The organism is Pseudomonas sp. R11-23-07, assembly GCF_003852295.1.
Lineage (GTDB): Bacteria > Pseudomonadota > Gammaproteobacteria > Pseudomonadales > Pseudomonadaceae > Aquipseudomonas.
Genome location: NZ_CP027761.1, coordinates 4,992,769 through 5,013,691, shown reverse-complemented (window position 1 = coordinate 5,013,691; position 20,923 = coordinate 4,992,769). Strand labels below are relative to the sequence as shown.

General features: G+C 62.6%; 23 protein-coding genes. 13 read left to right on the top strand and 10 right to left on the bottom strand.

Translation table 11 applies throughout. The features are described 5' to 3' along the window. Positions 1–28: 28 nt before the first annotated feature. Complete coding sequence (locus C4J84_RS22960; protein WP_124364600.1) at positions 29–913, top strand: sugar nucleotide-binding protein; 885 nt, start codon at positions 29–31, stop codon at positions 911–913. A 126-nt stretch (positions 914–1,039) separates the two neighbouring features. Here C4J84_RS22960 and C4J84_RS22955 read toward each other — a convergent pair whose 3' ends face one another. From C4J84_RS22955 to C4J84_RS22935, 5 genes are all read right to left on the bottom strand, one after another. Next, positions 1,040–1,738 carry an OmpW family protein gene (locus C4J84_RS22955; protein WP_124368519.1) on the bottom strand — a complete coding sequence of 233 codons (699 nt, stop codon included), beginning with the start codon at positions 1,736–1,738 and terminating at the stop codon, positions 1,040–1,042. Between the two features lie 223 nt (positions 1,739–1,961). After that, on the bottom strand, positions 1,962–2,483 hold the full coding sequence (locus C4J84_RS22950; protein ID WP_124364598.1) for a DUF3299 domain-containing protein: 522 nt from the start codon (positions 2,481–2,483) through the stop codon (positions 1,962–1,964). 11 nt (positions 2,484–2,494) lie between these two features. Continuing rightward, positions 2,495–3,760 carry an ABC transporter permease gene (locus C4J84_RS22945; RefSeq protein WP_124372014.1) on the bottom strand — a complete coding sequence of 422 codons (1,266 nt, stop codon included), beginning with the start codon at positions 3,758–3,760 and terminating at the stop codon, positions 2,495–2,497. 1 nt (position 3,761) lies between these two features. Continuing rightward, on the bottom strand, positions 3,762–4,472 hold the full coding sequence (locus tag C4J84_RS22940; RefSeq protein ID WP_124364596.1) for an ABC transporter ATP-binding protein: 711 nt from the start codon (positions 4,470–4,472) through the stop codon (positions 3,762–3,764). Between the two features lie 6 nt (positions 4,473–4,478). Beyond that, entirely contained in the window at positions 4,479–5,093 is a 615-nt protein-coding gene (locus tag C4J84_RS22935) for a DUF2796 domain-containing protein (protein ID WP_124372013.1), read from the bottom strand. 131 nt (positions 5,094–5,224) lie between these two features. On the opposite strand from C4J84_RS22935, the gene C4J84_RS22930 reads away from it, so the two are divergent. Next, entirely contained in the window at positions 5,225–5,566 is a 342-nt protein-coding gene (locus tag C4J84_RS22930; RefSeq protein ID WP_124372012.1) for a hypothetical protein, read from the top strand. Here C4J84_RS22930 and trxA read toward each other — a convergent pair. From trxA to C4J84_RS22910, 3 genes are all read right to left on the bottom strand, one after another. After that, positions 5,563–6,435 carry a thioredoxin gene (gene trxA / locus C4J84_RS22925; RefSeq protein ID WP_124364593.1) on the bottom strand — a complete coding sequence of 291 codons (873 nt, stop codon included), beginning with the start codon at positions 6,433–6,435 and terminating at the stop codon, positions 5,563–5,565. The two genes, C4J84_RS22930 and trxA, sit on opposite strands and share 4 nt — an antisense overlap. 1,082 nt (positions 6,436–7,517) lie before the next feature. Beyond that, positions 7,518–8,171 (bottom strand): methyltransferase, encoded by a 654-nt coding sequence (locus C4J84_RS22915; protein WP_124372011.1) that lies wholly within the window; start codon positions 8,169–8,171, stop codon positions 7,518–7,520. Next, a complete protein-coding gene (locus tag C4J84_RS22910) occupies positions 8,168–8,623 on the bottom strand; it encodes a YbaY family lipoprotein (RefSeq protein WP_124364591.1) in 456 nt (151 codons plus the stop codon). The genes C4J84_RS22915 and C4J84_RS22910 overlap by 4 nt, the downstream gene beginning before the upstream one ends. A 139-nt stretch (positions 8,624–8,762) precedes the next feature. On the opposite strand from C4J84_RS22910, the gene nrdR reads away from it, so the two are divergent. The 11 genes from nrdR (at position 8,763) to C4J84_RS22855 (ending at position 16,939) form a co-directional block, all read left to right on the top strand. Next, on the top strand, positions 8,763–9,227 hold the full coding sequence (gene nrdR / locus C4J84_RS22905; protein ID WP_124364590.1) for a transcriptional regulator NrdR: 465 nt from the start codon (positions 8,763–8,765) through the stop codon (positions 9,225–9,227). Further along, positions 9,224–10,351: a bifunctional diaminohydroxyphosphoribosylaminopyrimidine deaminase/5-amino-6-(5-phosphoribosylamino)uracil reductase RibD gene (gene ribD / locus C4J84_RS22900; RefSeq protein WP_124372010.1), complete on the top strand. Its 1,128-nt coding sequence runs from the start codon at positions 9,224–9,226 to the stop codon at positions 10,349–10,351. The genes nrdR and ribD overlap by 4 nt, the downstream gene beginning before the upstream one ends. A gap of 48 nt (positions 10,352–10,399) precedes the next feature. Next, positions 10,400–11,062 (top strand): riboflavin synthase, encoded by a 663-nt coding sequence (locus tag C4J84_RS22895; protein ID WP_124364588.1) that lies wholly within the window; start codon positions 10,400–10,402, stop codon positions 11,060–11,062. 15 nt (positions 11,063–11,077) lie between these two features. Continuing rightward, positions 11,078–12,169 carry a bifunctional 3,4-dihydroxy-2-butanone-4-phosphate synthase/GTP cyclohydrolase II gene (ribBA, locus tag C4J84_RS22890; protein ID WP_124372009.1) on the top strand — a complete coding sequence of 364 codons (1,092 nt, stop codon included), beginning with the start codon at positions 11,078–11,080 and terminating at the stop codon, positions 12,167–12,169. An 89-nt stretch (positions 12,170–12,258) separates the two neighbouring features. Further along, positions 12,259–12,735 (top strand): 6,7-dimethyl-8-ribityllumazine synthase, encoded by a 477-nt coding sequence (gene ribE, locus C4J84_RS22885; RefSeq protein ID WP_122539990.1) that lies wholly within the window; start codon positions 12,259–12,261, stop codon positions 12,733–12,735. Further along, positions 12,732–13,232, top strand: a complete 501-nt coding sequence (nusB, locus tag C4J84_RS22880) for a transcription antitermination factor NusB (protein WP_101273191.1) — start codon at positions 12,732–12,734, stop codon at positions 13,230–13,232. The genes ribE and nusB overlap by 4 nt, the downstream gene beginning before the upstream one ends. Before the next feature lie 16 nt (positions 13,233–13,248). After that, positions 13,249–14,214, top strand: a complete 966-nt coding sequence (gene thiL, locus C4J84_RS22875; protein WP_124372478.1) for a thiamine-phosphate kinase — start codon at positions 13,249–13,251, stop codon at positions 14,212–14,214. A 54-nt stretch (positions 14,215–14,268) separates the two neighbouring features. Continuing rightward, positions 14,269–14,994 carry an ABC transporter substrate-binding protein gene (locus C4J84_RS22870; protein WP_124436161.1) on the top strand — a complete coding sequence of 242 codons (726 nt, stop codon included), beginning with the start codon at positions 14,269–14,271 and terminating at the stop codon, positions 14,992–14,994. Between the two features lie 129 nt (positions 14,995–15,123). After that, entirely contained in the window at positions 15,124–15,741 is a 618-nt protein-coding gene (ribA, locus tag C4J84_RS22865) for a GTP cyclohydrolase II (protein ID WP_057724861.1), read from the top strand. Continuing rightward, on the top strand, positions 15,738–16,157 hold the full coding sequence (locus tag C4J84_RS22860) for a nuclear FMR1 interacting 1 family protein (protein WP_124364584.1): 420 nt from the start codon (positions 15,738–15,740) through the stop codon (positions 16,155–16,157). The genes ribA and C4J84_RS22860 overlap by 4 nt, the downstream gene beginning before the upstream one ends. Next, complete coding sequence (locus C4J84_RS22855; protein ID WP_124436160.1) at positions 16,154–16,939, top strand: cobalamin-binding protein; 786 nt, start codon at positions 16,154–16,156, stop codon at positions 16,937–16,939. The genes C4J84_RS22860 and C4J84_RS22855 overlap by 4 nt, the downstream gene beginning before the upstream one ends. 43 nt (positions 16,940–16,982) lie before the next feature. Here C4J84_RS22855 and C4J84_RS22850 read toward each other — a convergent pair whose 3' ends face one another. Together C4J84_RS22850 and dxs are read right to left on the bottom strand one after the other, a co-directional pair. Beyond that, positions 16,983–18,869 (bottom strand): TonB-dependent receptor domain-containing protein, encoded by a 1,887-nt coding sequence (locus tag C4J84_RS22850; protein WP_124436159.1) that lies wholly within the window; start codon positions 18,867–18,869, stop codon positions 16,983–16,985. Positions 18,870–19,009: 140 nt separating this feature from the next. Next, on the bottom strand, positions 19,010–20,908 hold the full coding sequence (gene dxs / locus C4J84_RS22845; RefSeq protein WP_124372005.1) for a 1-deoxy-D-xylulose-5-phosphate synthase: 1,899 nt from the start codon (positions 20,906–20,908) through the stop codon (positions 19,010–19,012). Positions 20,909–20,923 lie beyond the last annotated feature (15 nt).

Below are 20,923 nucleotides of genomic sequence, written 5' to 3'. Positions count from 1 at the left end.
TTCCAAACAGACCGGGCCTGCTCAATCTATGCGAATGCGCCTTATGTTACTGGGCGGCGGGAATGCCCTCGGGCAGGCGCTGATTCGCCTCGGTGCAGAGGAAGACATCGGTTTCCTCGCCCCCAAACCGCCCCAAGACGGCTGGGATGCCGCAAGCCTCACCCAGTTGCTCGACGACACCCGTCCCGATGCGTTGATCAACCTCGCCTACTATTTCGACTGGTTCCAGGCCGAAGCGGTCAGCGAAACCCGCCTGGCGTCCCAGGAATTCGCCATCGAACGCCTCGCCGAGTTGTGCCAGCACCACAGCATTACCCTGCTGCAACCGTCCAGCTACCGCGTGTTCGACGGTTCCCGCGCCACCGCTTACAGCGAAAAAGACGAGCCGGTGCCCCTGGGCCTGCGTGGCCAGGCGTTGTGGCGTATCGAGCAGAGCGTACGCGCCACCTGCCCGCAACATGTGCTGTTGCGCTTTGGCTGGCTGCTCGATGACAGCGTCGACGGCACCCTCGGACGCTTCCTTGCCCGGGCCGAACAGCCGGATGAATTGCTGATGGCGGACGACCGTCGCGGCAACCCGACGCCGGTTGACGATGCGGCGCGGGTGATCATTTCCGTGCTCAAGCAACTCGATTGCGCGGCGCCGCTATGGGGCACCTACCATTATGCCGGCCACGAGGCGACCACACCGCTGGCGCTGGGCCAGGCGATCCTCACCGAAGCGCGCAACTTCCACCCGCTGGCCATCGAGTCACCGACCGCCCAGGCCCACGCGGCGCGGCCGGATGCGGCAGAAGAACCGCAACACGCGGTGCTGGCCTGCAAGAAAATCCTGCATACGTTCGGCATCAAGCCACGGGCGTGGCGTGCGGGCTTACCGGCGCTGCTTGACCGCTTCTACCGCCACACCTGACACACTACAAAACCAAATGTGGGAGGGGGCTTGCCCCCGATAGCAGAGTGTCAGTCAACAGATTCATTGACTGATCCACCGCCATCGGGGGCAAGCCCCCTCCCACATTTTGGTTATGCCTATTGCTTAGAATTTGTAGCCGATACCCACCATGTAGACCATCGGGTCGACGTCCACGTTGACCTTGGCCCGAGTGCCCTGGCCCAACGCATTGTTATCCACCGTCGCCTTGGTGCTGATATCGATATAGCGCGCCTGGGCGTTGATCATCCATTTGTCGTTGATCATGTAATCGGCGCCGATCTGCGCGGCCCAGCCCCAGGAATTCTCGGCCTTGAAGTTGCTGAAGCCGGCCTGCTCGGCACGGCTGCCGACGTGCTCGTCGTAGATCCAGGTGTAATTGATACCGGCGCCCACATACGGTTGAAACGCCGACTGGTGATCCAGCGGATAGTACACAACGCTCAAGGTCGGCGGCAGATGTTTCAGCGTGCCGAGCTTGCCGTTGGCGGCGCCGAGGGCGGTGTTCTTGATTTTTACGTCATGCTCGAATGGCGTGGCGGCCAGCAGTTCGATACCGACGTGATCGGTGAGCATGTAGGCGAAGTTCAAGCCCAGTTGGGTGTCGCTGCTCATGGTCGCCTTGCCGCCCAGGTTGGTGCCCGCCAATGGGCCCTGGTCAACCTTGACGCTGCTGCTGTCGGCCTTCGGATTCACCGTGATTGCACCGGCGCGAATCAGGATGTCGCCCGCCTGGTGAGCGTGAGCGACAGGGGCGACGAGGGCGAGCGCGAACAGGGACGCGCCGAGCAGGGACTTGTTCATGGGAGCTCCAAAAGGACGTTAAAAGTTGTACGTCCAATGGTAAAGATCGTTCCGCTCGATCTGTTGACTCAGCTCAATGAAAGGGCAACCACGCGGTAAAAACTGTGGGAGGGGGCTTGCTCCCGATGCGGTGGGTCAGCCAATAACTCTGTTGACTGGCACTCTGCTATCGGGAGCAAGCCCCCTCCCACATTTTGATCTGCGGTGTGTTTGCAGTTAAGGGTTATTCCTCCAGCTCGTACATATAAATCTTCTCGGCATCCATCTGGTAACCGGCGTCAGCCAACTCACTGGACGACGGCTTGACCTGCATCGCACCTTCGATCCAGTACGGCTGGTACAGCTCATCGAGTTTCACGCCGACTTCGCTTTTCACATGCACGATCTGGTTCGACGGCGGCGGCGGAACGTGGATGCACGCGCCGAAATACGGCACCAGCAGGAACTCGGTGGTGCGGCCTTCTTCGCTCACCTCGAGCGGCACGATGTACCCCGGCAGGCGAATGTGCTGGCCGTCCAGGCTCTGTACCACCGGCGCGTTGGGCAGGTCCTGCCTCGCAGCCGGCGCGGCTTCGACGGACAAGGCATCGGCCATGTTCGAGAGGTCATGCAGCGGTTTCATATTGGGCACTTCCGGTGGCGCATCCGGCGGGATCATTTCCTGCCACGACAGATCCCTGGGCTGCTCCTCGGCCCAGGCAGGCACGGCCACCAGCAATAGCAGGGCAAACAGGGCACGACGCATCGACAGCTTCCTCATAAACGGATGGACAGGCCATCGGCCAACGACTGGCGATAGGCACGCCATGCGGGCACGCTGCCCATCAATAACGCCGCCGCCAGGATACCGGCGAGCAACGTCCATTCATATTCGCTCGGCCACGCCATCGGCAGGTCCAGGCCGTAATTGGCCTGCAAATAACCGCGCGATGCGGCAATGCACAGGTACAACAAACCCAGACCTGCCACCACGCCGGCCAGGGCCAGGGCGAAGGCCTCGAAGATCAGCAGCGTTGCGATATGCCACGGCCGTGCGCCCACCGAGCGCAGGATCGCCATTTCGCGGCGGCGTTCGTTGAGGCTGGTGAGGATCGCCGTGAGCATGCCGATCAAGCCGGTCAGCACCACGAACAGCGAAATCACGAACAAGGCTTTTTCGGCCGTGCCCATCATGCTCCACAGCTCTTGCAGCGCCACGCCCGGCAGAATCGCCAGCATCGGCTCGCCACGGAATTCATTGATTTCCCGTTGCAGAGCGAAGGTGGAAATCTTGTTGTTCAAGCCGAGCATGAAGGCGGTGATGGCTTGCGGCGTGAGGTCCATATTGCGCGCCTGATCGGCGCTGATACGGCCTTTGCCCTGGGCCGGCACGCCGTTGTGCCAGTCGATGTGGATCGCCTCCATGCCGCCGAGGCTGATATGCAGCGTGCGGTCCACCGGCGTGCCGGTGCGCTTGAGGATGCCGACCACGGTGAACGGCTTGTCATCGTGCTTGACCAGGCTGACCACCGCCACGCCATGGGCCAGCACCAGCTTGTCGCCAAGTTTGTAGTGCAGTGCATCGGCCACTTCGGCACCGAGCACCACCTCGAACGGGTCGGTGGCAAAGGCGCGGCCGCTGGCCAGCTCAAGGTTTTGTTTGCGCCCGTACTGGTAATGCTCAAAGTACGATTCGTTGGTGCCCATCACCCGGTAACCGCGATGAGAGTCGCCGAGGGAAATCGGGATCGCCCATTTCACCTGAGGGTTGGCGGCGAAGTGCTCATAGCTGTCCCAGCGGATGTTATTGGTGGCGTTGCCGATGCGGAACACCGAGTACAGCAGCAGGTTCACCGAGCCCGAGCGGGCACCGACGATCAGGTCGGTGCCGCTGATGGTGCTGGCGAAGCTGTTGCGCGCTTCCACGCGCACGCGTTCCACCGCGAGCAACAAGCAAACGGAAAGCGCGATGGCGAAGGCGGTGAGGATCGCGGTAAAGCGGCGGTTAGCCAGGCTGGCCATGGCTAGACGAAACAGATACATCTCAAACCTCTGCGGGCGCGGCGGCGCGATTGAGTTCGGCCAGCGACAGGTTGCGGTCGAACAGCGGCGCCAGGCTTTGGTCGTGGCTGACAAACAACAGGCTGGCCCCGGCGTCGCGGCATTCGGCGAACAGCAACTGAATGAATGCCTCGCGCGCGTCGTAGTCAAGGGCCGAGGTGGGTTCGTCGGCGATCACCAGTTCCGGTTGGCCGATCAGCGCACGGGCGGCGGCCACCCGTTGTTGCTGGCCGATGGACAGCGAGTCGGCGCGGCGCTCGAGCAGGTCCGGGTCCTTCAAGCCCAGGTGTGCCAGCAAGGTCGCCGCGGCCTGGTCGACACTGCCGTGGCGCTGGATCGCTCGCTGCGCACGCAGTTTGGAGAAGTGGCACGGCAACTCGACATTTTCGCGCACCGACAAAAACGGCAGCAGGTTGAACTGCTGGAAGATGTAGCCGGTGTGGTCCACCCGGAACCGGTCACGGGCGCCGGCCGAGAGTTCGGTCAGCTCCTGGCCAAGCAGGCGGATACTGCCCCGGCTGGGCGTCTGCACACCGCCGAGCAGTCCGAGCAAGGTGGTTTTGCCACTGCCGCTGGGGCCCTTGAGGAACAGGGTTTCCCCCGGCTCCAGGCGGAACGCGGGGATGTCCAGCAACTGCGGGTGGCCGGGCCAGTTGAAGCCCAGGTCGGACAGTTGGATCAATGCATGGGTCATGTGAACTCAGAACTTCAGGGTGGCTGCAGTGGCTGTCGCGTCAACGCCTTGCTGGCCGCTCGGGCCGATCAGTTGTACCTGAATCTTCTGGGTGGCGGGAAAGGTCTTGAACACTTGGCTCAGGTCCAGGTTGCTCAGCGCCGTCGGCGTGGCGCAGGTGAACTGGTAATGGGCGTGGATTTCGCTGTGGTCGTGATGGTGTTCGTGGGCGGCGACGCCTTTGCCGTCGGTGGCGTGGTCATTGTCATCGCCATCGTCGTCATCGTGATCGGCTTCCGGTTTATCGCCGAACAGCGGGCTGTTGAGTTCCTGGGAGCTGACGACGCAACCGGCGGCCTTGGGCAGGTTGAACAACACCAGCGGGCTTTCCAGCTGTTTGCGCGCAGCGGCGACTTTGGCCTTGTCGGCGGCACTGGTCGCGACGTGTTCGAAACCCACCAGGTTCATGGCCGGGCTGTCCAGTTCAAGCTCCAGGGACTGGCCGTCGAGCACCGCATTGAGACGGCCCACGCCATGTTCATGGGCACCGAGGCTGGCGTGCTCATGGTCGTGATCTTCATGAGCATGAGCGACCGCCAGTGGCAGCAGGGCAAACGGCAAAGCGAGCAGCAGACGGCGCATGACAGGACTCCAAAGATGAAGGTTTTGTTATGTGATCTTATAACACTGGTGCCGAGAGTTTGACCGGCCGCTTGGCGTTGCGCAAGCTGCATGGGAGCATGCCCGTCAGAAAAAATGCAGGAGTAAGGACGATGTTGCGAATTCGTGGAACCGTCGGCGACCTGCCGGTGGACTTGACCCTGGAGTTGGACGACGGCGATTGGGCGCGGTTGGGCGCACAACTGCAGGCCGCCCCGGTGCCTACCGAGTCGACTGCGGTACCGCTCAGGCAAAGTGAGGATCTATGGCAGAACGCCCAGGATCTGTTGCGCAACGCCGGGCAGCTCAGCGGCTTGGAGTTACTGGATCAACTGGAAGGCCTGGCCGGCGATGCGGCGGCAGGCAAGCGCCTGTTGGTGCGCCTGCGCCACAGCGCCAAGGTGAAGGTGACCAGCGGCGGGGATACGCCGCTGTACAGCTGGATGGGCGATTAATACAACGCGGCAAACAATTTGCGGCGGTACGCCGTGACCAGCGGGTGATCGTTGCCCAGCAGCTCGAACACCTGCAGCAAGGTCTTGTGCGGCAGGCCTTCGCTGTAGCTGCGATTGCGGATAAACAGTTTGAGCAGGCCTTCCAGCGCGGCGTCGTATTGCTGGCGCGCCAGTTGGTGAATGCTCAACTGATAGGCCGCTTCGTCATCCTGCGGGTTCTGCGCCAGGCGGCTTTTCAGGTCGGCGGCGTCCGGCAGGTCGGCCGCCTGGCGCAGGAAGGTGATTTGCGCCTTGGCCCCGGCGAGGGCAGCTTTGTGGTCATCGCCTTTTACGGCGTCCAGCACGGTTTGTGCTTCATCCAGTTCGCCGCGCTCGGCCAGGCAACGCGCGTACAGGATCAGCGCGGCGGCGTTGGTATTGTCTTCGCCCAGCAGCGCCACCAGCACGGCTTCGGCATCGCTGATGCGGCCTTCGGCGAACAACGCTTGTGCCTGCTCCAACGGATCGGCCGCAGCCGGTGGTGGCATCTGCACATGGGGCTCGAGCATCGCCCGCACCGCCGACTCCGGCTGCGCCCCGGCAAACCCATCCACCGGTTGACCGTCCTTGAACAGCACCACGGTCGGCAGGCTCTGAATACCGAAACGCGCAACGATGTCCTGCTCGGCCTCGCAATCGACCTTGGCCAACAGCAATTCGCCGCGATAACTCTCGGCAATCTGCGCCAGCATCGGCATCAGCGCCTTGCACGGCGCGCACCACTCGGCCCAGAAATCCACCAACACAGGTTTTTCAAAAGAGTTCTGAATCACCGCCTGGTCGAAGTTGGCGGTGGTGACGTCGAAGATGTACGGCGTGGGCTCACTCATGAGGCGTCTCGAATAAAGCGGGAATGGGGGCAACTATAAGGGCTGGCGTGGGCTATCGGAAGTCGTATGGGAGTCAGCGCTCGGACGCGTGCCAAAACGGGTCGAGGTACCAGTCTTGAGCATAGGTATCTACACAACTTTGTAGCAGCCTACGCTAACCACGATGCGAAGCGAGCCGCTCTTGATCTTGCTCTTGATCTAGGCGCCCCGTTAAACCACGCTGGCCGGAATTCGATATTGATTTGGGGGGTAAACCGGCAGGGATGCCGGTTTAGCCGCCCCGCGCCATGGATGGCGCGTGGCGGCGGCCCCCCAAATCACTGTCGGATTACGGGCACACCGAGCCTAAGCGAGGTGCCGAGTGGTGGGGCATGAGCGTTTTGCTTACTTTTGCGCTTTTCAAAAGTGAGACGCCGTAAGGGCGGAACCCTAAGCCGTCGTTACCGCAGCAACGGATATGTACTCGCCTTGATCCAACATCCTGGTCGGCTGTCAGGCCGCCATCGGGGGCAAGTCGAATCGTCGCACCGCCCCTCCCACATTTGGATCGCGCGGCATCAGTCAGATAGCTATAGGCCGCCAGGTCGCCACGGGCGCAAGCTCCCTCGCCACAGGTTCAGGGCTACGCCAAAGTTGTGTAGATACCTATGAGGGAAACCCATTGTTTTGATACTGACCTCGGCAAACTCGCTGATAAGCAAATGCAGGCTGCGGCGCCAGCGAATGCGTGGACTAACTTGGCGCAAATTATCAGTCCGCGCAGCTTGAGCAGTTCCAGTTGAGCTGGAACATCGATGGCAGGTTTGCTGAATGACCTCATGCTCCGAAAATACCGGGCATAAAAAACCCGCACAATTTGTGCTTGGTTACCGAAGCAACCAGAGGCATGGCGGGTGTATTAGCGCAAAGGTTAGGCAGATGCCCTGCATTTGACAAGTCCTTTGCTTCTTTGGTTATCAGAGAATTTGTGTGCGAAGACATTGCAGTCGACTGTCAGAGCTGCGAGCGAGGAATGGCATTTTCCACGCCGTGCTTTTTCTTGTCTCAACCAATTTATTGCTGGAAATTTGTAACGCTGGCGATCATCGCCGCGAATGGTACAAGCTCACCTTGCGAAACTCCCAGGGCTCGGCCAGGTCCGGCAGGGTCAATGCGTCCAGCACCTCCAGGCGCTGATAACTCGCGTGCTGGAAGTCGCGCACCCGCGAATCGGCCACCAGGGCTTCGCGGCCACGGGTCAGGAACTGGTCCAGCAGCGGCAGGTTGGCGCGGTCGTAAAGCACGTCGGCCACCAGGATCAGGTCGAAGCGATCGGCTTCGGTGAAGAAGTCCGCCGAATAACTCAGTTTCACCCCGTTGAGTTCGGCATTCGCCCGGCAAGCGGCCAGCGCCAGCGGGTCCAGGTCACAGGCCACCACTTCCAGTGCCCCGGCTTTGACCGCTGCAATCGCGGCCACGCCGGAACCGGCGCCGAAATCCAGCACGCGCTTGCCCGCGACCCACTCGGGATGCGCCGCCAGATAGCGCGCCAGCGCCAGCCCGCTGGCCCAGCAGAAGCTCCAGTAGGGCGGCTCATGCAGGATGCGCCGGGTTTCTTCCTGGCTGAAGGCGCGGTCCATGTTGTCGGCGTCGAGCAGCCACAACGACAGTTCGGTGCCCGGCAGCGCGCAGGGCACCAGCTGTGCGTCGCCGATCAACTCGCTCAGGGCGTGTTGCAGGTGCAGCGGTGGCGTCATGGTGCCTTGACGAGCTGCAGGGGGCCGGTGGTCTGGGTGATCGCCTGGGTGATGCGCACTGCGGGCAGGTGCAGGATCAACTGGCCGGACTGGCTGGCGCGAGCACGCAATTCCACCCGCGCACCGGCCGGGAACGCTTCGGGGTTGAAGCGCAGGCGAAAGGCCAGGGGCTTGCCGTTGCCGGTCAACACGCTGCTGGCAAGCAGTTGTTGCGGGCGCGAGCGGTCGTCGATCACCAGCAGCGCCATTTCGACTTCGGCGCCGGCCGGCACGTTGGTCAGGTTGCCGCTGATTTCACGCTGGTAGGCGGGCAGGGGGCCGAGGTCTTCAATGCCGGGGACTTTTTTCTCTTGTGCAGGGGTTGGCTGCGGCGCGGCAGGCTTGGGGGCTTCGCTGCTGCAGGCGACCAGAAAACTGAACAGGGTGATCAAAACAAGTGGTCGTAACTGCATGTACGGCTCCAGAAAGGACAAAATCCGTGGCTTAAAAATATGAAACATATAAGCCTGCCTATATACCGTAAAGGCTATGGCTTGTCTTGCTACGGGGATGCGCTACCATGGCCCTCCCATTTTTTGTTGCCTGCCAACCATGCACTGTCCCTTCTGCGGTGCCAACGACACCAAGGTCATCGACTCGCGTCTGGTCGCCGAGGGCGACCAAGTGCGTCGCCGGCGCGAATGCCTGGCCTGCGGTGAGCGTTTCACCACCTTCGAAACCGCCGAACTGGTATTGCCACGTCTGATCAAGTCCGACGGCAGCCGCCAGCCTTTTGACGAAGAAAAACTGCGCGCCGGTATGCAGCGCGCCCTGGAAAAACGCCCGGTGAGTGTCGAGCGGCTGGAAGCGGCGCTGGCGCATATCAAGCACAAGTTGCGTGCGACCGGCGAGCGCGAGGTCAAGAGCCTGGTGGTGGGCGAGCTGGTGATGGGCGAGCTGCAAAAGCTCGATGAAGTCGCCTATATCCGTTTCGCCTCGGTGTATCGACGCTTTCAGGACCTCAATGAGTTCCGCGAAGAAATCGACCGCCTGGCCCGTGAGCCTTCCAAACAATGACCGCTGAACAGGCTGTGCTCGACGCCCATTACATGGCCCGCGCCCTCGAATTGGCGCGCAAGGGCCTGTACACCACCCATCCCAACCCACGGGTGGGCTGCGTGATCGTGCGCGATGGGCAGATTGTCGGCGAAGGCTGGCATGAGCGCACCGGCGAGCCCCACGCCGAACCTAATGCCTTGCGCGCCGCCGGTGACAAGGCGCGTGGCGCTACGGTGTACGTGACCCTCGAGCCGTGCAGCCACCACGGCCGCACGCCGCCCTGCGCCGATGCGCTGGTGAGCGCCGGTGTGGCGCGGGTAGTGGCCGGCATGCAGGACCCCAACCCGGAAGTGGCGGGGCGCGGCATGCAGCGCTTGGCCCAGTCCGGGATCGAGATTCGTAGCGGCGTGCTGGAATCTGAAGCGCGCGCGCTGAACCCTGGCTTTCTCAAGCGCATGGAACAGGGCCTGCCGTTTGTGCGGGTCAAACTGGCGATGAGCCTGGACGGGCGCACCGCGATGGCCAGCGGCGAAAGCCAATGGATCACCGGCCCCGCCGCCCGCGCCGCCGTCCAGCGCCTGCGTGCCGAAGCGAGTGTGGTGCTGACCGGCGCCGATACGGTGCTGGCCGATGGCGCGCGCCTGACCGTGCGCGCCGCCGAGCTGGGCCTGGATGCACACACCACCGCCCTGGCCATGTCGCGCCCGCCGCTGCGCGTATTGATCGACGGTCGCCTGCGCGTGCCGCTCAATGCACCTTTCTTCAAGGCGGGCCCGGCGTTGGTGATCACGTGCGTGACCGCGGAAAACCAGTTCCCCCGTGGCCCCGAGTGCTTGGTGGTGCCGGGTGTCGAGGGCCAGGTCGACTTGCGTTCAGCGTTGGTGGCACTGGCCGCCCGTGGCGTCAACGACGTGCTGGTGGAAGCGGGCCCAAGCCTGGCGGGCGCGTTTGCCCAGCAGGGCCTGGTCGACGAATACGTGATTTTCGTCGCCGGCAAGTTCCTTGGCTCCGCAGCCCGGCCCTTGCTGGACTGGCCGCTTGAGAAACTCGTCGACGCCCCCCACCTCAAGATCACTGACATGCGCGCGGTTGGCGACGACTGGCGAATCACCGCCGTCCCGCTGCCGGCCGCGAGCGTATAATTCCCGGCCTGCGCGCAAGCGTCAGCCCCCCGTTTTCAGGAGCACGACATGTTCACCGGCATTATCGAAGCCATCGGCAGCATCCGCGCCATGACCCCCAAGGGCGGCGACATCCGCCTGCTGGTTGAAACCGGCAAGCTCGATCTGGGCGACGTCAAGCTGGGCGACAGCATCGCCGTCAGCGGTGTGTGCCTGACCGTCGTCGATCTGCCGGGCAATGGCTTTGCCGCCGATGTCAGCCGCGAGACCCTGGACTGCACCGCGATGAGCGATCTTGCGGCCGGCAGCCCGGTCAACCTGGAAAAAGCCCTGACGCCGACCACGCGCCTGGGCGGCCACCTGGTCAGCGGCCATGTCGATGGCGTCGGCGAAGTCGTGGCGCGCAGCGAAAACGCGCGCGCCGTGGAATTTCGTATTCGCGCGCCGAAGGAGCTGGCCAAGTACATCGCCCACAAAGGCTCGATCACCGTCGACGGCACCAGCCTGACCGTGAACGCCGTCAATGGCGCCGAATTCGAACTGACCATCATTCCCCACACCCTCAGCGAAACCATCATGGCCGCCTACCAGCCAGGTCGCCGGGTGAACCTGGAAGTGGACTTGCTTGCCCGTTACCTGGAGCGCCTGTTGCTCGGCGAAAAGGCCGCAGAGCCTGCATCGGGTAACATCACCGAAAGTTTTCTGGCCGCTAACGGCTACCTGAAATCCTGACCAAGGGGGTGCCGCGTGGCGCTCAATAGCATCGAAGAACTGGTTGAAGACATCCGCCAAGGCAAGATGGTCATCCTGATGGATGACGAAGATCGCGAGAATGAAGGCGACATCATCATGGCCGCCGAGGCCTGCCTGCCTGAGCACATCAACTTCATGGCCAAGCACGCCCGTGGGTTGATCTGCATGCCCATGAGCCGCGAACGCTGTGAACTGCTCAAGCTGCCGTTGATGGCGCCGCGCAATGGCTCGGGTTTCGGCACCAAGTTCACCGTATCGATTGAAGCCACTACCGGCGTCACCACCGGCATCTCCGCCGCTGACCGCGCTCGCACCGTGCAGGCCGCCGCCGCCAAGGATGCCAAGGCCGAAGACATCGTCAGCCCGGGCCACATCTTCCCGCTGATGGCCCAACCGGGCGGTACCCTGGCACGCGCCGGCCATACCGAAGCGGCCTGCGACCTGGCGCGCATGGCCGGGTTTGAGCCGAGCGGCGTCATCTGTGAAGTGATGAACGACGACGGCACCATGGCCCGTCGCAGCGAACTCGAAGCGTTCGCCGCCGAACACAACCTCAAGATCGGCACCATCGCCGACCTGATCCACTACCGCATGATCCACGAACGTACCGTTCAGCGGATTGCCGAGCAGCCGCTGGACAGCGAACTGGGCCAATTCAATTTGGTGACCTACCGTGATTCAGTGGAAGGCGACGTGCACATGGCCCTGACCCTGGGCAACATCTGCGCCGACGAGCCAACCTTGGTGCGCGTGCACAACATGGACCCGCTGCGCGACTTGCTGATGGTCAAGCAGCCCGGCCGCTGGAGCCTGCGCGCCGCCATGGCCGCGGTTTCCCAGGCGGGCAGTGGCGTGGTGCTGTTGCTTGGTCACCCGCTGGATGGCGACGTGTTGCTGGCGCATATCCGCGAAACGGCGGAGCACGCGCCGGTGAAAAAACCGACCACCTACAGCATCGTCGGTGCCGGTTCGCAGATCCTGCGCGACCTCGGTGTGCGCAAAATGCGCCTGATGAGCGCACCGATGAAATTTAATGCGATATCCGGTTTCGATCTGGAAGTTGTAGAATACGTGCCCTCCGAATAAAGGCTGGCGATTTTTTGCCCCTTGTTCGCGGTTAAATCATCACTGAGGGACGCACTTTTCGCGTCCCGGCTCTTTAAGAGATTTGTCGAATGACCCTGAAGACCATCGAAGGTACCTTCATCGCCCCCCAAGGCCGCTATGCCCTGGTGGTTGGCCGCTTCAACAGCTTCGTGGTTGAAAGCCTGGTAAGCGGTGCCGTTGACGCCCTGGTTCGCCACGGTGTGAGCGAGAGCGACATCACCATTATCCGTGCCCCTGGCGCCTTCGAAATTCCACTGGTTGCGCAAAAGGTTGCCCAGCAGGGTGAATACGCGGCGATCATTGCCCTGGGCGCGGTCATTCGTGGCGGTACCCCGCACTTCGAATACGTGGCGGGCGAATGCACCAAGGGCCTGGCCCAGGTGTCCATGGAGTTCGGCGTGCCGGTCGCATTCGGCGTGCTGACCGTGGATTCCATCGAGCAAGCCATCGAGCGTTCCGGCACCAAGGCCGGTAACAAAGGCGCTGAAGCTGCCCTGTCCGCCCTGGAAATGGTCAGCCTGCTGTCGCAGTTGGAGGCCAAGTGATTTCCGACGAGAGCGATCGTTTCAACCCTCGCGACGAGCGTCCAGCCGACGCCGGCAAACCGTCGAAAAGCGAAAAGCGTCGCGCGGCCCGCCAGCTCGCGACCCAGGCCCTGTACCAGCGCCACATGGCCGGTACGTCGCTGAACGAAATCGAAGCGCAATTTCGCGTCGACAACGATTTCACCTTCGCCGACCAGAGCTACTTCCACGACATCCTGCACGGTGTTCCGGCCAACCTGACCGAGATCGACGCCGCGCTGTCGCCATGCCTGGACCTGACCCTCGAAGAGCTGGACCCGGTTGAACTGGCCGTATTGCGCCTGTCCACCTGGGAACTGCTCAAGCGCGTCGACGTACCGTACCGCGTGGTGATCAACGAAGGCATCGAACTGGCGAAAGTCTACGGTTCGACCGACGGCCACAAGTTCGTCAACGGCGTGCTCGACAAGCTGGCTCCGCGCCTGCGTGAAGCCGAAGTGAAGGAACACAAGCGCTGATTTGCGCTTGAGTCCCGTGGGCGAGTTCGAGCTGATCCGCAACTACTTCGCCGCCGCGCCCTGTGCGCAAGGCGGCGAAGGCATTGCCCTGGGGATCGGCGACGACTGCGCCTTGCTCGCGCTCCCTGCCGGGGAGCAGCTGGCAGTTTCTACAGACACCTTAGTGGCCGGCGTGCACTTTGCCGACCCGTGTGACCCGTTCCTGCTCGGCCAGCGCTCGCTGGCCGTGGCGGTGAGCGATTTGGCCGCCATGGGCGCCCACCCCCTCGCGTTTACTCTTGCCCTGACCACGCCGACCGTCGATGCCGACTGGTTGCAACGCTATGCCCAGGGTTTGAACGCCATGGCGCAACGCTGCGACGTGGGCCTGGTGGGCGGCGATACCACGCGCGGGCCGCTGAGCCTGACCTTGACCGTGTTTGGCCGCGTGCCGGCCGGGCTTGCCTTGACGCGCAGTGGTGCGCGGCCGGGGGATTTGCTGTGCGTCGGTGGGGAGTTGGGCAATGCGGCCGGGGCCTTGCCGCTGGTATTGGGTCAGCGCAGCGCGGCAGCCGCCATCGCCGAACCGCTGCTCGCCCACTATTGGTCGCCGCAGCCGCAACTGGCGTTGGGCCTGGCCCTGCGCGGTAAAGCAACCTCGGCCATGGATATCTCCGACGGGTTATTGGCCGATTGCGGGCATATCGCCAGGGCATCGGCTGTCAGCCTGTTGATCGAGCGCGACACATTGCCGTTGTCGGCGGCATTGCTGGCGTTTGTTGGCAGCGACGAGGCCCGTGTGGCCGCGTTGAGTGGGGGCGACGACTATGTGCTGGTGTTCACGCTACCCCAGGCCGAACTGGCACCGTTACGGGCCAATGGCTGGCCGATCCATGTGATCGGACGGGCCGAAGCGGGGCAGGGCGTGACGCTGCTCGACAGCCACGGCCAGGACATTACCCCGGCAGTGCACGGCTATCAGCATTTCCGCGAGCTGCCGTAGCCGGCGCGCTGGGCTACCCTTCATATGAATATCTCCACGTAGGAAGCCGTCACTATGAGTGTGCGCCGCTGGTTGCTGATCATGCTGTGCGCCTTTACCGCTGTGCTCCAGGCGGATGAAGCCCCGGTGCCTGGCAAGATCATGCTGGCCAGCGAGGAGTGGAACGACTATACCGGCAAAGATGGCAGCGGCCTGGCCTGGGACGTGTTGCGCCGGGTGTTTGAACCGGCAGGCGTCACCCTGCAAATCCACAGCGCGCCCTATACCCGTTCGATTGGCCTGGCCCAGCGTGGCGAGGTGGATGGCTGCGTCGGTGTCTATCGCAACGAAGCTGACCAGGTGCTGTACCCGCACTGGCCTTTCGATTCCGACCCTATCTATGCCCTCGGGCTGGCAACGTTGCCCACGCCCAACCTGGCGACGCTCGGCGATTACCGCCTGGCCTGGGTGCGTGGCTATAAATACGAGAAATATTTGCCGAATGTGCGCCGCTTCAACCAGATTCAGCGCCGCAGCGGCATTTTAGCGATGCTGCAATACGGCCATGCAGACTTCTACATTGAGGCCCTCACCGAAGCCAAGTACGTGCTCAGTCAGGCCGACGACCCGTCCCGGTTCACCCTCACCCACATCATGGAACTGCCGCTCTATATAGCCTTTGCCGATAACGAACGCGGGCGGGCATTGATGAAAGTCTACGACCGGCGCATGACCGCCCTGGTGAAAAACGGCGAGTTGAAGCCGATTTTCGAACGCTGGAAACAGCCATATCCGTTCTGACCTGCATAGAACCAAGCCGAAGGCCAATCGAACCTATTGATCTTTATCAGCGATCATTCAGCTTAAGCGTCTGTAGGAACAGGCTGTTACAATGCCCGCCTCTGTGAAATCTGAAATCAGGAGCACACGGTGCCCGTCGTTTTCGTCGCCGCTTCCAAGCTGCCTACCCCCTTTGCCACGTTTACCATGCATGGCTTTCTCGAAGAAGCCACCGGGCGCGAGCACGTTGTGCTCAGCCTGGGCGATATTGCTGATGGTGCGCCGGTGCTGGGCCGCGTGCATTCCGAATGCCTGACCGGCGACGCGCTGTTCAGCCAGCGCTGTGACTGCGGTTCGCAATTGGAAGCCGCGTTGCAGGCCATCGCCCGTGAAGGCCGTGGCGTGCTGCTGTACTTGCGACAGGAGGGCCGTGGCATCGGCCTGCTGAACAAGATCCGCGCCTATGAATTGCAAGATGGCGGCGCCGACACCGTGGAAGCCAACGAGCGCCTGGGCTTTGCCGCCGACCAGCGTGACTACGCCATCTGCCTGCCGATGCTCGAGCACCTGGGCGTGAAATCCCTGCGCCTGATGACCAACAACCCGCGCAAGGTCAAAGCCTTGACCGAAATGGGTATCACCGTGGCCGAGCGCGTCCCGCTGCACACCGGGCACAACCCGCACAACAAACTCTACTTGGCCACCAAAGCCAGCAAGCTCGACCACATGATGGGCAATGAGCATCAAGGCGAGGTCGACCGCGCGTGACCCGTGGCCAGGTGAAACGGCGACTGTCCTTCAACTGGTGGCAGTACCTGGCCCTGGCATTGCTGCCATTGTTTGTGATCAACCTGGTGTTCGGCCGTGCCGAGTCCTTGCTTCCCGTACTGGCCATGCCGTTGTTTATCGCCGGCGTGGCCTCGATGTTTCTCAGCCTGCGTTATTTTCACGCCTATAAACACGCGCTGATCGCCACCTCCAAAGCCCTCGACACCCCGGAAGAACCCGCCGCCTGGATCGCCCTCGCGGCGCGTCGACGCACGGCCTTGCTGGTGGCGGCATTGCCGGCCTGGATCGGCGCGCTGGCGGTGTTCGTCGGCCTGGAAGCGGTGCCGTTGTTCTTGCTGGCGCTGTCGACGATGGTGTTGTTTTACCTCTATCGCATACCGCGTCAGTTGGGATGAAGCGCTACGGGCTGGCGTTGCTGCTGGTATTCAGCGCCCAGGTGGTGGCAGTAGAGCGGGTGGTGAGCCTGGCGCCGTCGCTTTCTGAAATCGTGGTCGAGTTGGGTGCTGCTGATGTATTGGTCGGTGTGCTCGATGGCGGCGATCGCCCGGCAGAATTGGCAAACGTGCCATCGGTCGGCCGCTACGGCCAGTTGGACATGGAACGCCTGCTCAGCCTCAAGCCCGATCTGATCCTGCTCTGGCCTGGCAGTGTCGGCGCGGCCCAGCGCGAGCAGCTGCAGCGCCTGAACCTGCCGGTGTTCATCGCCGAACCCCATAGCCTTGAACAACTGACCGCTCAGGTCCAAGCCATTGCCGAGCAATTGGGGCGCGGGGAGGCCGGCCGAGTACTTGCCGACAAACTGCGCCAACGCCTCGCCTACCTGCGCCAGCGCTATCAGCGCGCCGAGCCGGTGCGGGTGTTTTACCAGGTATGGAACCAGCCGCTGTACACCGTGGGCGGTGGGCAGATCATCAGTGATGCGTTGACGGTGTGCGGGGCGCGTAACGTATTCGACGATCTCACGCTGCCGGCGCCGCAGGTCAGTGTCGAATCAGTGTTGCAGCGTGATCCCGAGCTGATCCTGGTGGGTGATCAGGCGCAACTGGAGGCTTGGAAGGTGTGGCCAACGATGATGGCGCGCGTGCGCTTGGTGCCGGACAAGGGCCTGGAACGGCCCAGCGCACAGATGCTGGAAGCGCTGGCGCGGTTGTGTCAGGTGATTGCGCCGAACCTGTGAGGCCGCTATCGGGGGCAAGCCCCCTCCCACATTTTGTGGCGCCTCACATCTGCGGCGTCCACGTTACGCCGAACATCCAGACCCGGCCTTCTTCCCGGTAATCCTGATTGTTCAGGAACGCCGGATCGTTATAGCTGTAGCGCGCACGGGAATAGGCCTTGTCCAACAGGTTATCGACCTTCAACGACAGCGACACCGCGTGGCTCAACGCCCAACTGCTGCGCAGGCCCAGCAAGGCGTAGCCGCCCAGGCGATTACGGTTGGCTTCGTCATCGTAGCTGCTGCTGATGGCCTGCCAGCTTGCACCTACGCCGAACTTATCGAACTGCCGGTCCAGATCCAGGTTCACCGTGCGCCGTGCACGACGAGCCAAAGTATGGCCACTGTCGCGATCACGCGGGTCGATCAGCGACACACCCAGGTTGCCCTGCCAGCCAAACAGCTCCTGCTTGAGCGCCGCCTCAAAACCATTGATCCGCGCCGACGCCACGTTCTGAGGCTTGCCGCCGTCGAGGATGATCGCGTCACTCAGGTCGGTGCGGTACAGCGAGGCCTCGAGGCGGGTGCTGTCGGTTAACTGACTGCGCCATTGCAGCTCGTAACTCTTTGAGCGCTCAGGTTGCAGGTTGGGGTTGCTGTATTGGGTGTCGGGGTAATACAGGTCGTTGAAGGTGGGCGCACGGAAGCCTTCGCTGTAGCTGAGCAACACATCGTTGTCCGGATTGATCGGCACCGTCAGCGTGCCACTCCAGCTGTTCTGGCCGCCGAACTGCTGGTTCTGGTCGCGGCGCAGGCCCAGCTCGGTGGAAAACCACTCACCCTGGAAACGGTGCTGCACAAAGGCGGCGCGGTTCCAACGGCTGTCTTCGGTAAAGGTGGTGGAGCCGTGGAAGCGGTCTTCGTACCAGTCGCCACCGACGATCAAGCTGTTGCGGTCGTCCAGCGTCAGGTCGTTCTGCCAGTTGACCGAGTCGCGGTAGGTATTGAACACGCTGAAATCATCGCTGAGGGTATCGCGCTTGGTGTCGCGGTTTTCGCTGTGGCCCAGTTCCAGGCGCGACTGCCAGCCTTCGCTGAGGGTCGCGTCGACATAGCCGCTGGCACTGCTGACGGTGTAGTCGGTGTAGGGTTTCTGGCCGAGGCTTTGCCCGCTGGCGAAGTCATAGCGCCCGAAGCTGTTGTCGTACTCCGACTTGCCGCGGTTATCCAATAGGTTGAAGCCCACCTCCAGCTCGTCGCTGAACGAATGGCTGAGGTTCAGGCTCAGGGACCGGTTGCGGTAGGCATCATGGTCGCCATCGCTGGGAAACGACTGATGGGTTGAATTGATGCCTGCGGTTTCATCCAGGCTTGCGCCCAGATTGAAGCGCGTCTGCTCATCGCCACCCGACAGGCCAAGGCTGCGTTGCCATGTCTGGTTGCTGCCAACGCCTAGCTTCAGGCGCGGTTGCAGGCCTTGCGCGGCGTTGCGCCGGGTAAACACCTGGATCACCCCGCCAATCGCATCGCTGCCGTAGATCACCGAACGTGAACCGCGCAGCACTTCCACGCGCTCGATCTGGTCGACGTTCAGATATTGCAGGCCGCTGTCACCGGACGTGGTGTTGGCAATGCGCTGGCCGTCCACCAGCACCAGGCTTTGCGCAGACTTCGTGCCGCGAATGTAAAGGCCCGGCAAGCTGCCACGGCCGCCGGTGGGCGCAACTTGCACGCCGGGCACGCGGCTGAGCAGATCGGTCAGGCTGGAAGGTTGCAGGCGGTCGATATCGGCGCGGGTGAACACGGTGTTGGCGGCGCTGCTGTCATTGCGCGCCTGCACCTGGCGGTTGGCGCTGATGACCACGTCGGAGAGCTTCAGGGCCTGGTCCCGGGTATCGGCGAGCAGGTGCGAGGCTGGCAGAAGCAGCAATGCGAGGTACAGGCGTTTCATGGGCCGTCCATAGCGTTTGAAGGTTGCACACATCAAAAAATGTGGGAGGGGGCTTGCCCCCGATTGCAGTGCTTCAGTCAAAATAGCTACAACTGATACACCGCTATCGGGAGCAAGCCCCCTCCCACATTTGGATCCGGTTACGGATTCAAGAGCGCCAAGCGCTCGCGCACCGAGGCTTCGATACCGGCTTCATCCAACCCGCATTCAGCCAGCATCTGCGCCGGTTTTGCGTGTTCGACGTACATATCCGGCAGGCCCAGGTGCAGCACCGACTTGAGGATATTCGCCCGCGCCAGGAACTCGCTGACCGCCGCGCCGGCACCGCCCATGATGGCGTTTTCTTCGATCGTCACCAGCAACTCATGGCTACCGGCAATCTCGCGCACCAACGCTTCATCCAGCGGTTTGACGAACCGCATGTCGACCACTGTGGCGTCGATCTTCTCGGCGACTTTCAAGGCTTCGGCCAGTTGCACACCGAACACCAGGAAGGCCGTCTTGCTGCCCTGGCGGCGCACGATGCCCTTGCCGATCTCGATAGGTTCCAGGTCTTTCTCGATGAGCGCATTCGGGCCATTCCCGCGCGGATAGCGCACGGCCGCCGGGCCGTTGTACAGGTGGCCGGTGCTGAGCATCTTGCGCAGTTCGTTCTCGTCGCTAGGCGTCATCACCAGCATGCCAGGGATGCAGCGCAGGTAGGACAGGTCGAAACTGCCGGCGTGGGTCGGGCCGTCCTCGCCCACCAGGCCGGCGCGGTCGATAGCGAACAAGACGTCGAGGTTCTGCACCGCCACGTCATGCACCAGCTGGTCATAACCGCGTTGCAGAAAGGTGGAGTAAATCGCTACCACCGGCTTGGCGCCTTCGCAGGCCATGCCGGCGGCGAAGGTCACTGCGTGCTGCTCGGCAATCGCCACATCGAAGTAACGCAACGGGAAACGCTCGCTGAACGCCACCAGGTCGGAGCCTTCCTTCATCGCCGGGGTAATCCCCACCAGGCGCGGGTCGGCGGCGGCCATGTCGCACAGCCATTCGCCAAAGACACCGGAATACTTCGGCCCGCTGGCCTTTTTCGGCGCAGCGGCGGGAGCGTCCAGCGGTTCCAGCTTGGTTATCGCGTGGTAACCAATCGGGTCGACTTCCGCCGGCGCGAAGCCTTTGCCTTTTTTGGTGACGATATGCAGGAACTGCGGGCCCTTGAGATCACGCATATTGCGCAGCGTGGCGACCAGGGTCGGCAGGTCATGGCCGTCGATAGGGCCGATGTAGTTCCAGCCCAATTCTTCGAACAGCGTGCCGGGCACCAGCATGCCCTTGGCATATTCTTCCGTGCGACGGGCAATTTCCCACGCGCCGGGCAGGCGCGACAGCACTTTCTTGCTGCCTTCACGCATGCTGGCATAGGTACGGCTGGAGAGGATTTTCGCCAGGTAATTGGACAGGCCGCCGACGTTTCGCGAAATCGACATGTCGTTGTCGTTGAGGATCACCAGCATGTTGGCGTCCACTTCCGGCGCATGGTTCAACGCTTCGAAGGCCATGCCCGCAGTCAGCGCGCCATCACCGATCACCGCAATCGCCTTGCGATCGCTGTTTTGCAGGCGAGCGGCAATCGCCATGCCCAGCGCTGCGCTGATCGAGGTGCTGGAGTGGCCGACGCCAAAGGTGTCGTACTCGCTCTCGGAGCGACGCGGGAAGGCGGCGATACCGTCCTTCTGGCGCAGGCTGGCCATACGCTCGCGCCGGCCGGTGAGGATTTTATGCGGATACGCCTGATGGCCCACGTCCCACACCAGCCGGTCGTCCGGGGTGTCGAATACGTAGTGCAAGGCGATGGTCAGCTCGATCACGCCCAGCCCGGCGCCGAAGTGCCCACCGGTCTGGCCGACCGTGTAGAGCAATTCCAGGCGCAGTTCATCGGCCAGGGTTTCCAGCTCGGCTTCACCCAGTCGACGCAGGCCGTCCGGCGTGGCAGCGCGGTCGAGCAGGGGCGTGGACGGGCGCTTGCGGGGAATCTCTTGGAACGTCGTGGGCATCAGGCGAATCGTTAT

Coding starts and splice junctions, on each gene's coding strand:
- C4J84_RS22855 (WP_124436160.1), top strand. CDS start 16,154: ATGAAGCGCTACGGGCTGGCGTTGCTGCTGGTATTCAGCGCCCAGGTG.
- C4J84_RS22940 (WP_124364596.1), bottom strand. CDS start 4,472: ATGACCCATGCATTGATCCAACTGTCCGACCTGGGCTTCAACTGGCCC.
- C4J84_RS22955 (WP_124368519.1), bottom strand. CDS start 1,738: ATGAACAAGTCCCTGCTCGGCGCGTCCCTGTTCGCGCTCGCCCTCGTC.
- trxA (WP_124364593.1), bottom strand. CDS start 6,435: ATGAGTGAGCCCACGCCGTACATCTTCGACGTCACCACCGCCAACTTC.
- C4J84_RS22850 (WP_124436159.1), bottom strand. CDS start 18,869: ATGAAACGCCTGTACCTCGCATTGCTGCTTCTGCCAGCCTCGCACCTG.
- C4J84_RS22910 (WP_124364591.1), bottom strand. CDS start 8,623: ATGCAGTTACGACCACTTGTTTTGATCACCCTGTTCAGTTTTCTGGTC.
- C4J84_RS22935 (WP_124372013.1), bottom strand. CDS start 5,093: ATGCGCCGTCTGCTGCTCGCTTTGCCGTTTGCCCTGCTGCCACTGGCG.
- dxs (WP_124372005.1), bottom strand. CDS start 20,908: ATGCCCACGACGTTCCAAGAGATTCCCCGCAAGCGCCCGTCCACGCCC.
- C4J84_RS22870 (WP_124436161.1), top strand. CDS start 14,269: ATGAGTGTGCGCCGCTGGTTGCTGATCATGCTGTGCGCCTTTACCGCT.
- C4J84_RS22950 (WP_124364598.1), bottom strand. CDS start 2,483: ATGCGTCGTGCCCTGTTTGCCCTGCTATTGCTGGTGGCCGTGCCTGCC.
- C4J84_RS22895 (WP_124364588.1), top strand. CDS start 10,400: ATGTTCACCGGCATTATCGAAGCCATCGGCAGCATCCGCGCCATGACC.
- ribD (WP_124372010.1), top strand. CDS start 9,224: ATGACCGCTGAACAGGCTGTGCTCGACGCCCATTACATGGCCCGCGCC.
- C4J84_RS22960 (WP_124364600.1), top strand. CDS start 29: ATGCGAATGCGCCTTATGTTACTGGGCGGCGGGAATGCCCTCGGGCAG.
- C4J84_RS22915 (WP_124372011.1), bottom strand. CDS start 8,171: ATGACGCCACCGCTGCACCTGCAACACGCCCTGAGCGAGTTGATCGGC.
- C4J84_RS22930 (WP_124372012.1), top strand. CDS start 5,225: ATGTTGCGAATTCGTGGAACCGTCGGCGACCTGCCGGTGGACTTGACC.
- C4J84_RS22945 (WP_124372014.1), bottom strand. CDS start 3,760: ATGTATCTGTTTCGTCTAGCCATGGCCAGCCTGGCTAACCGCCGCTTT.
- ribE (WP_122539990.1), top strand. CDS start 12,259: ATGACCCTGAAGACCATCGAAGGTACCTTCATCGCCCCCCAAGGCCGC.
- nrdR (WP_124364590.1), top strand. CDS start 8,763: ATGCACTGTCCCTTCTGCGGTGCCAACGACACCAAGGTCATCGACTCG.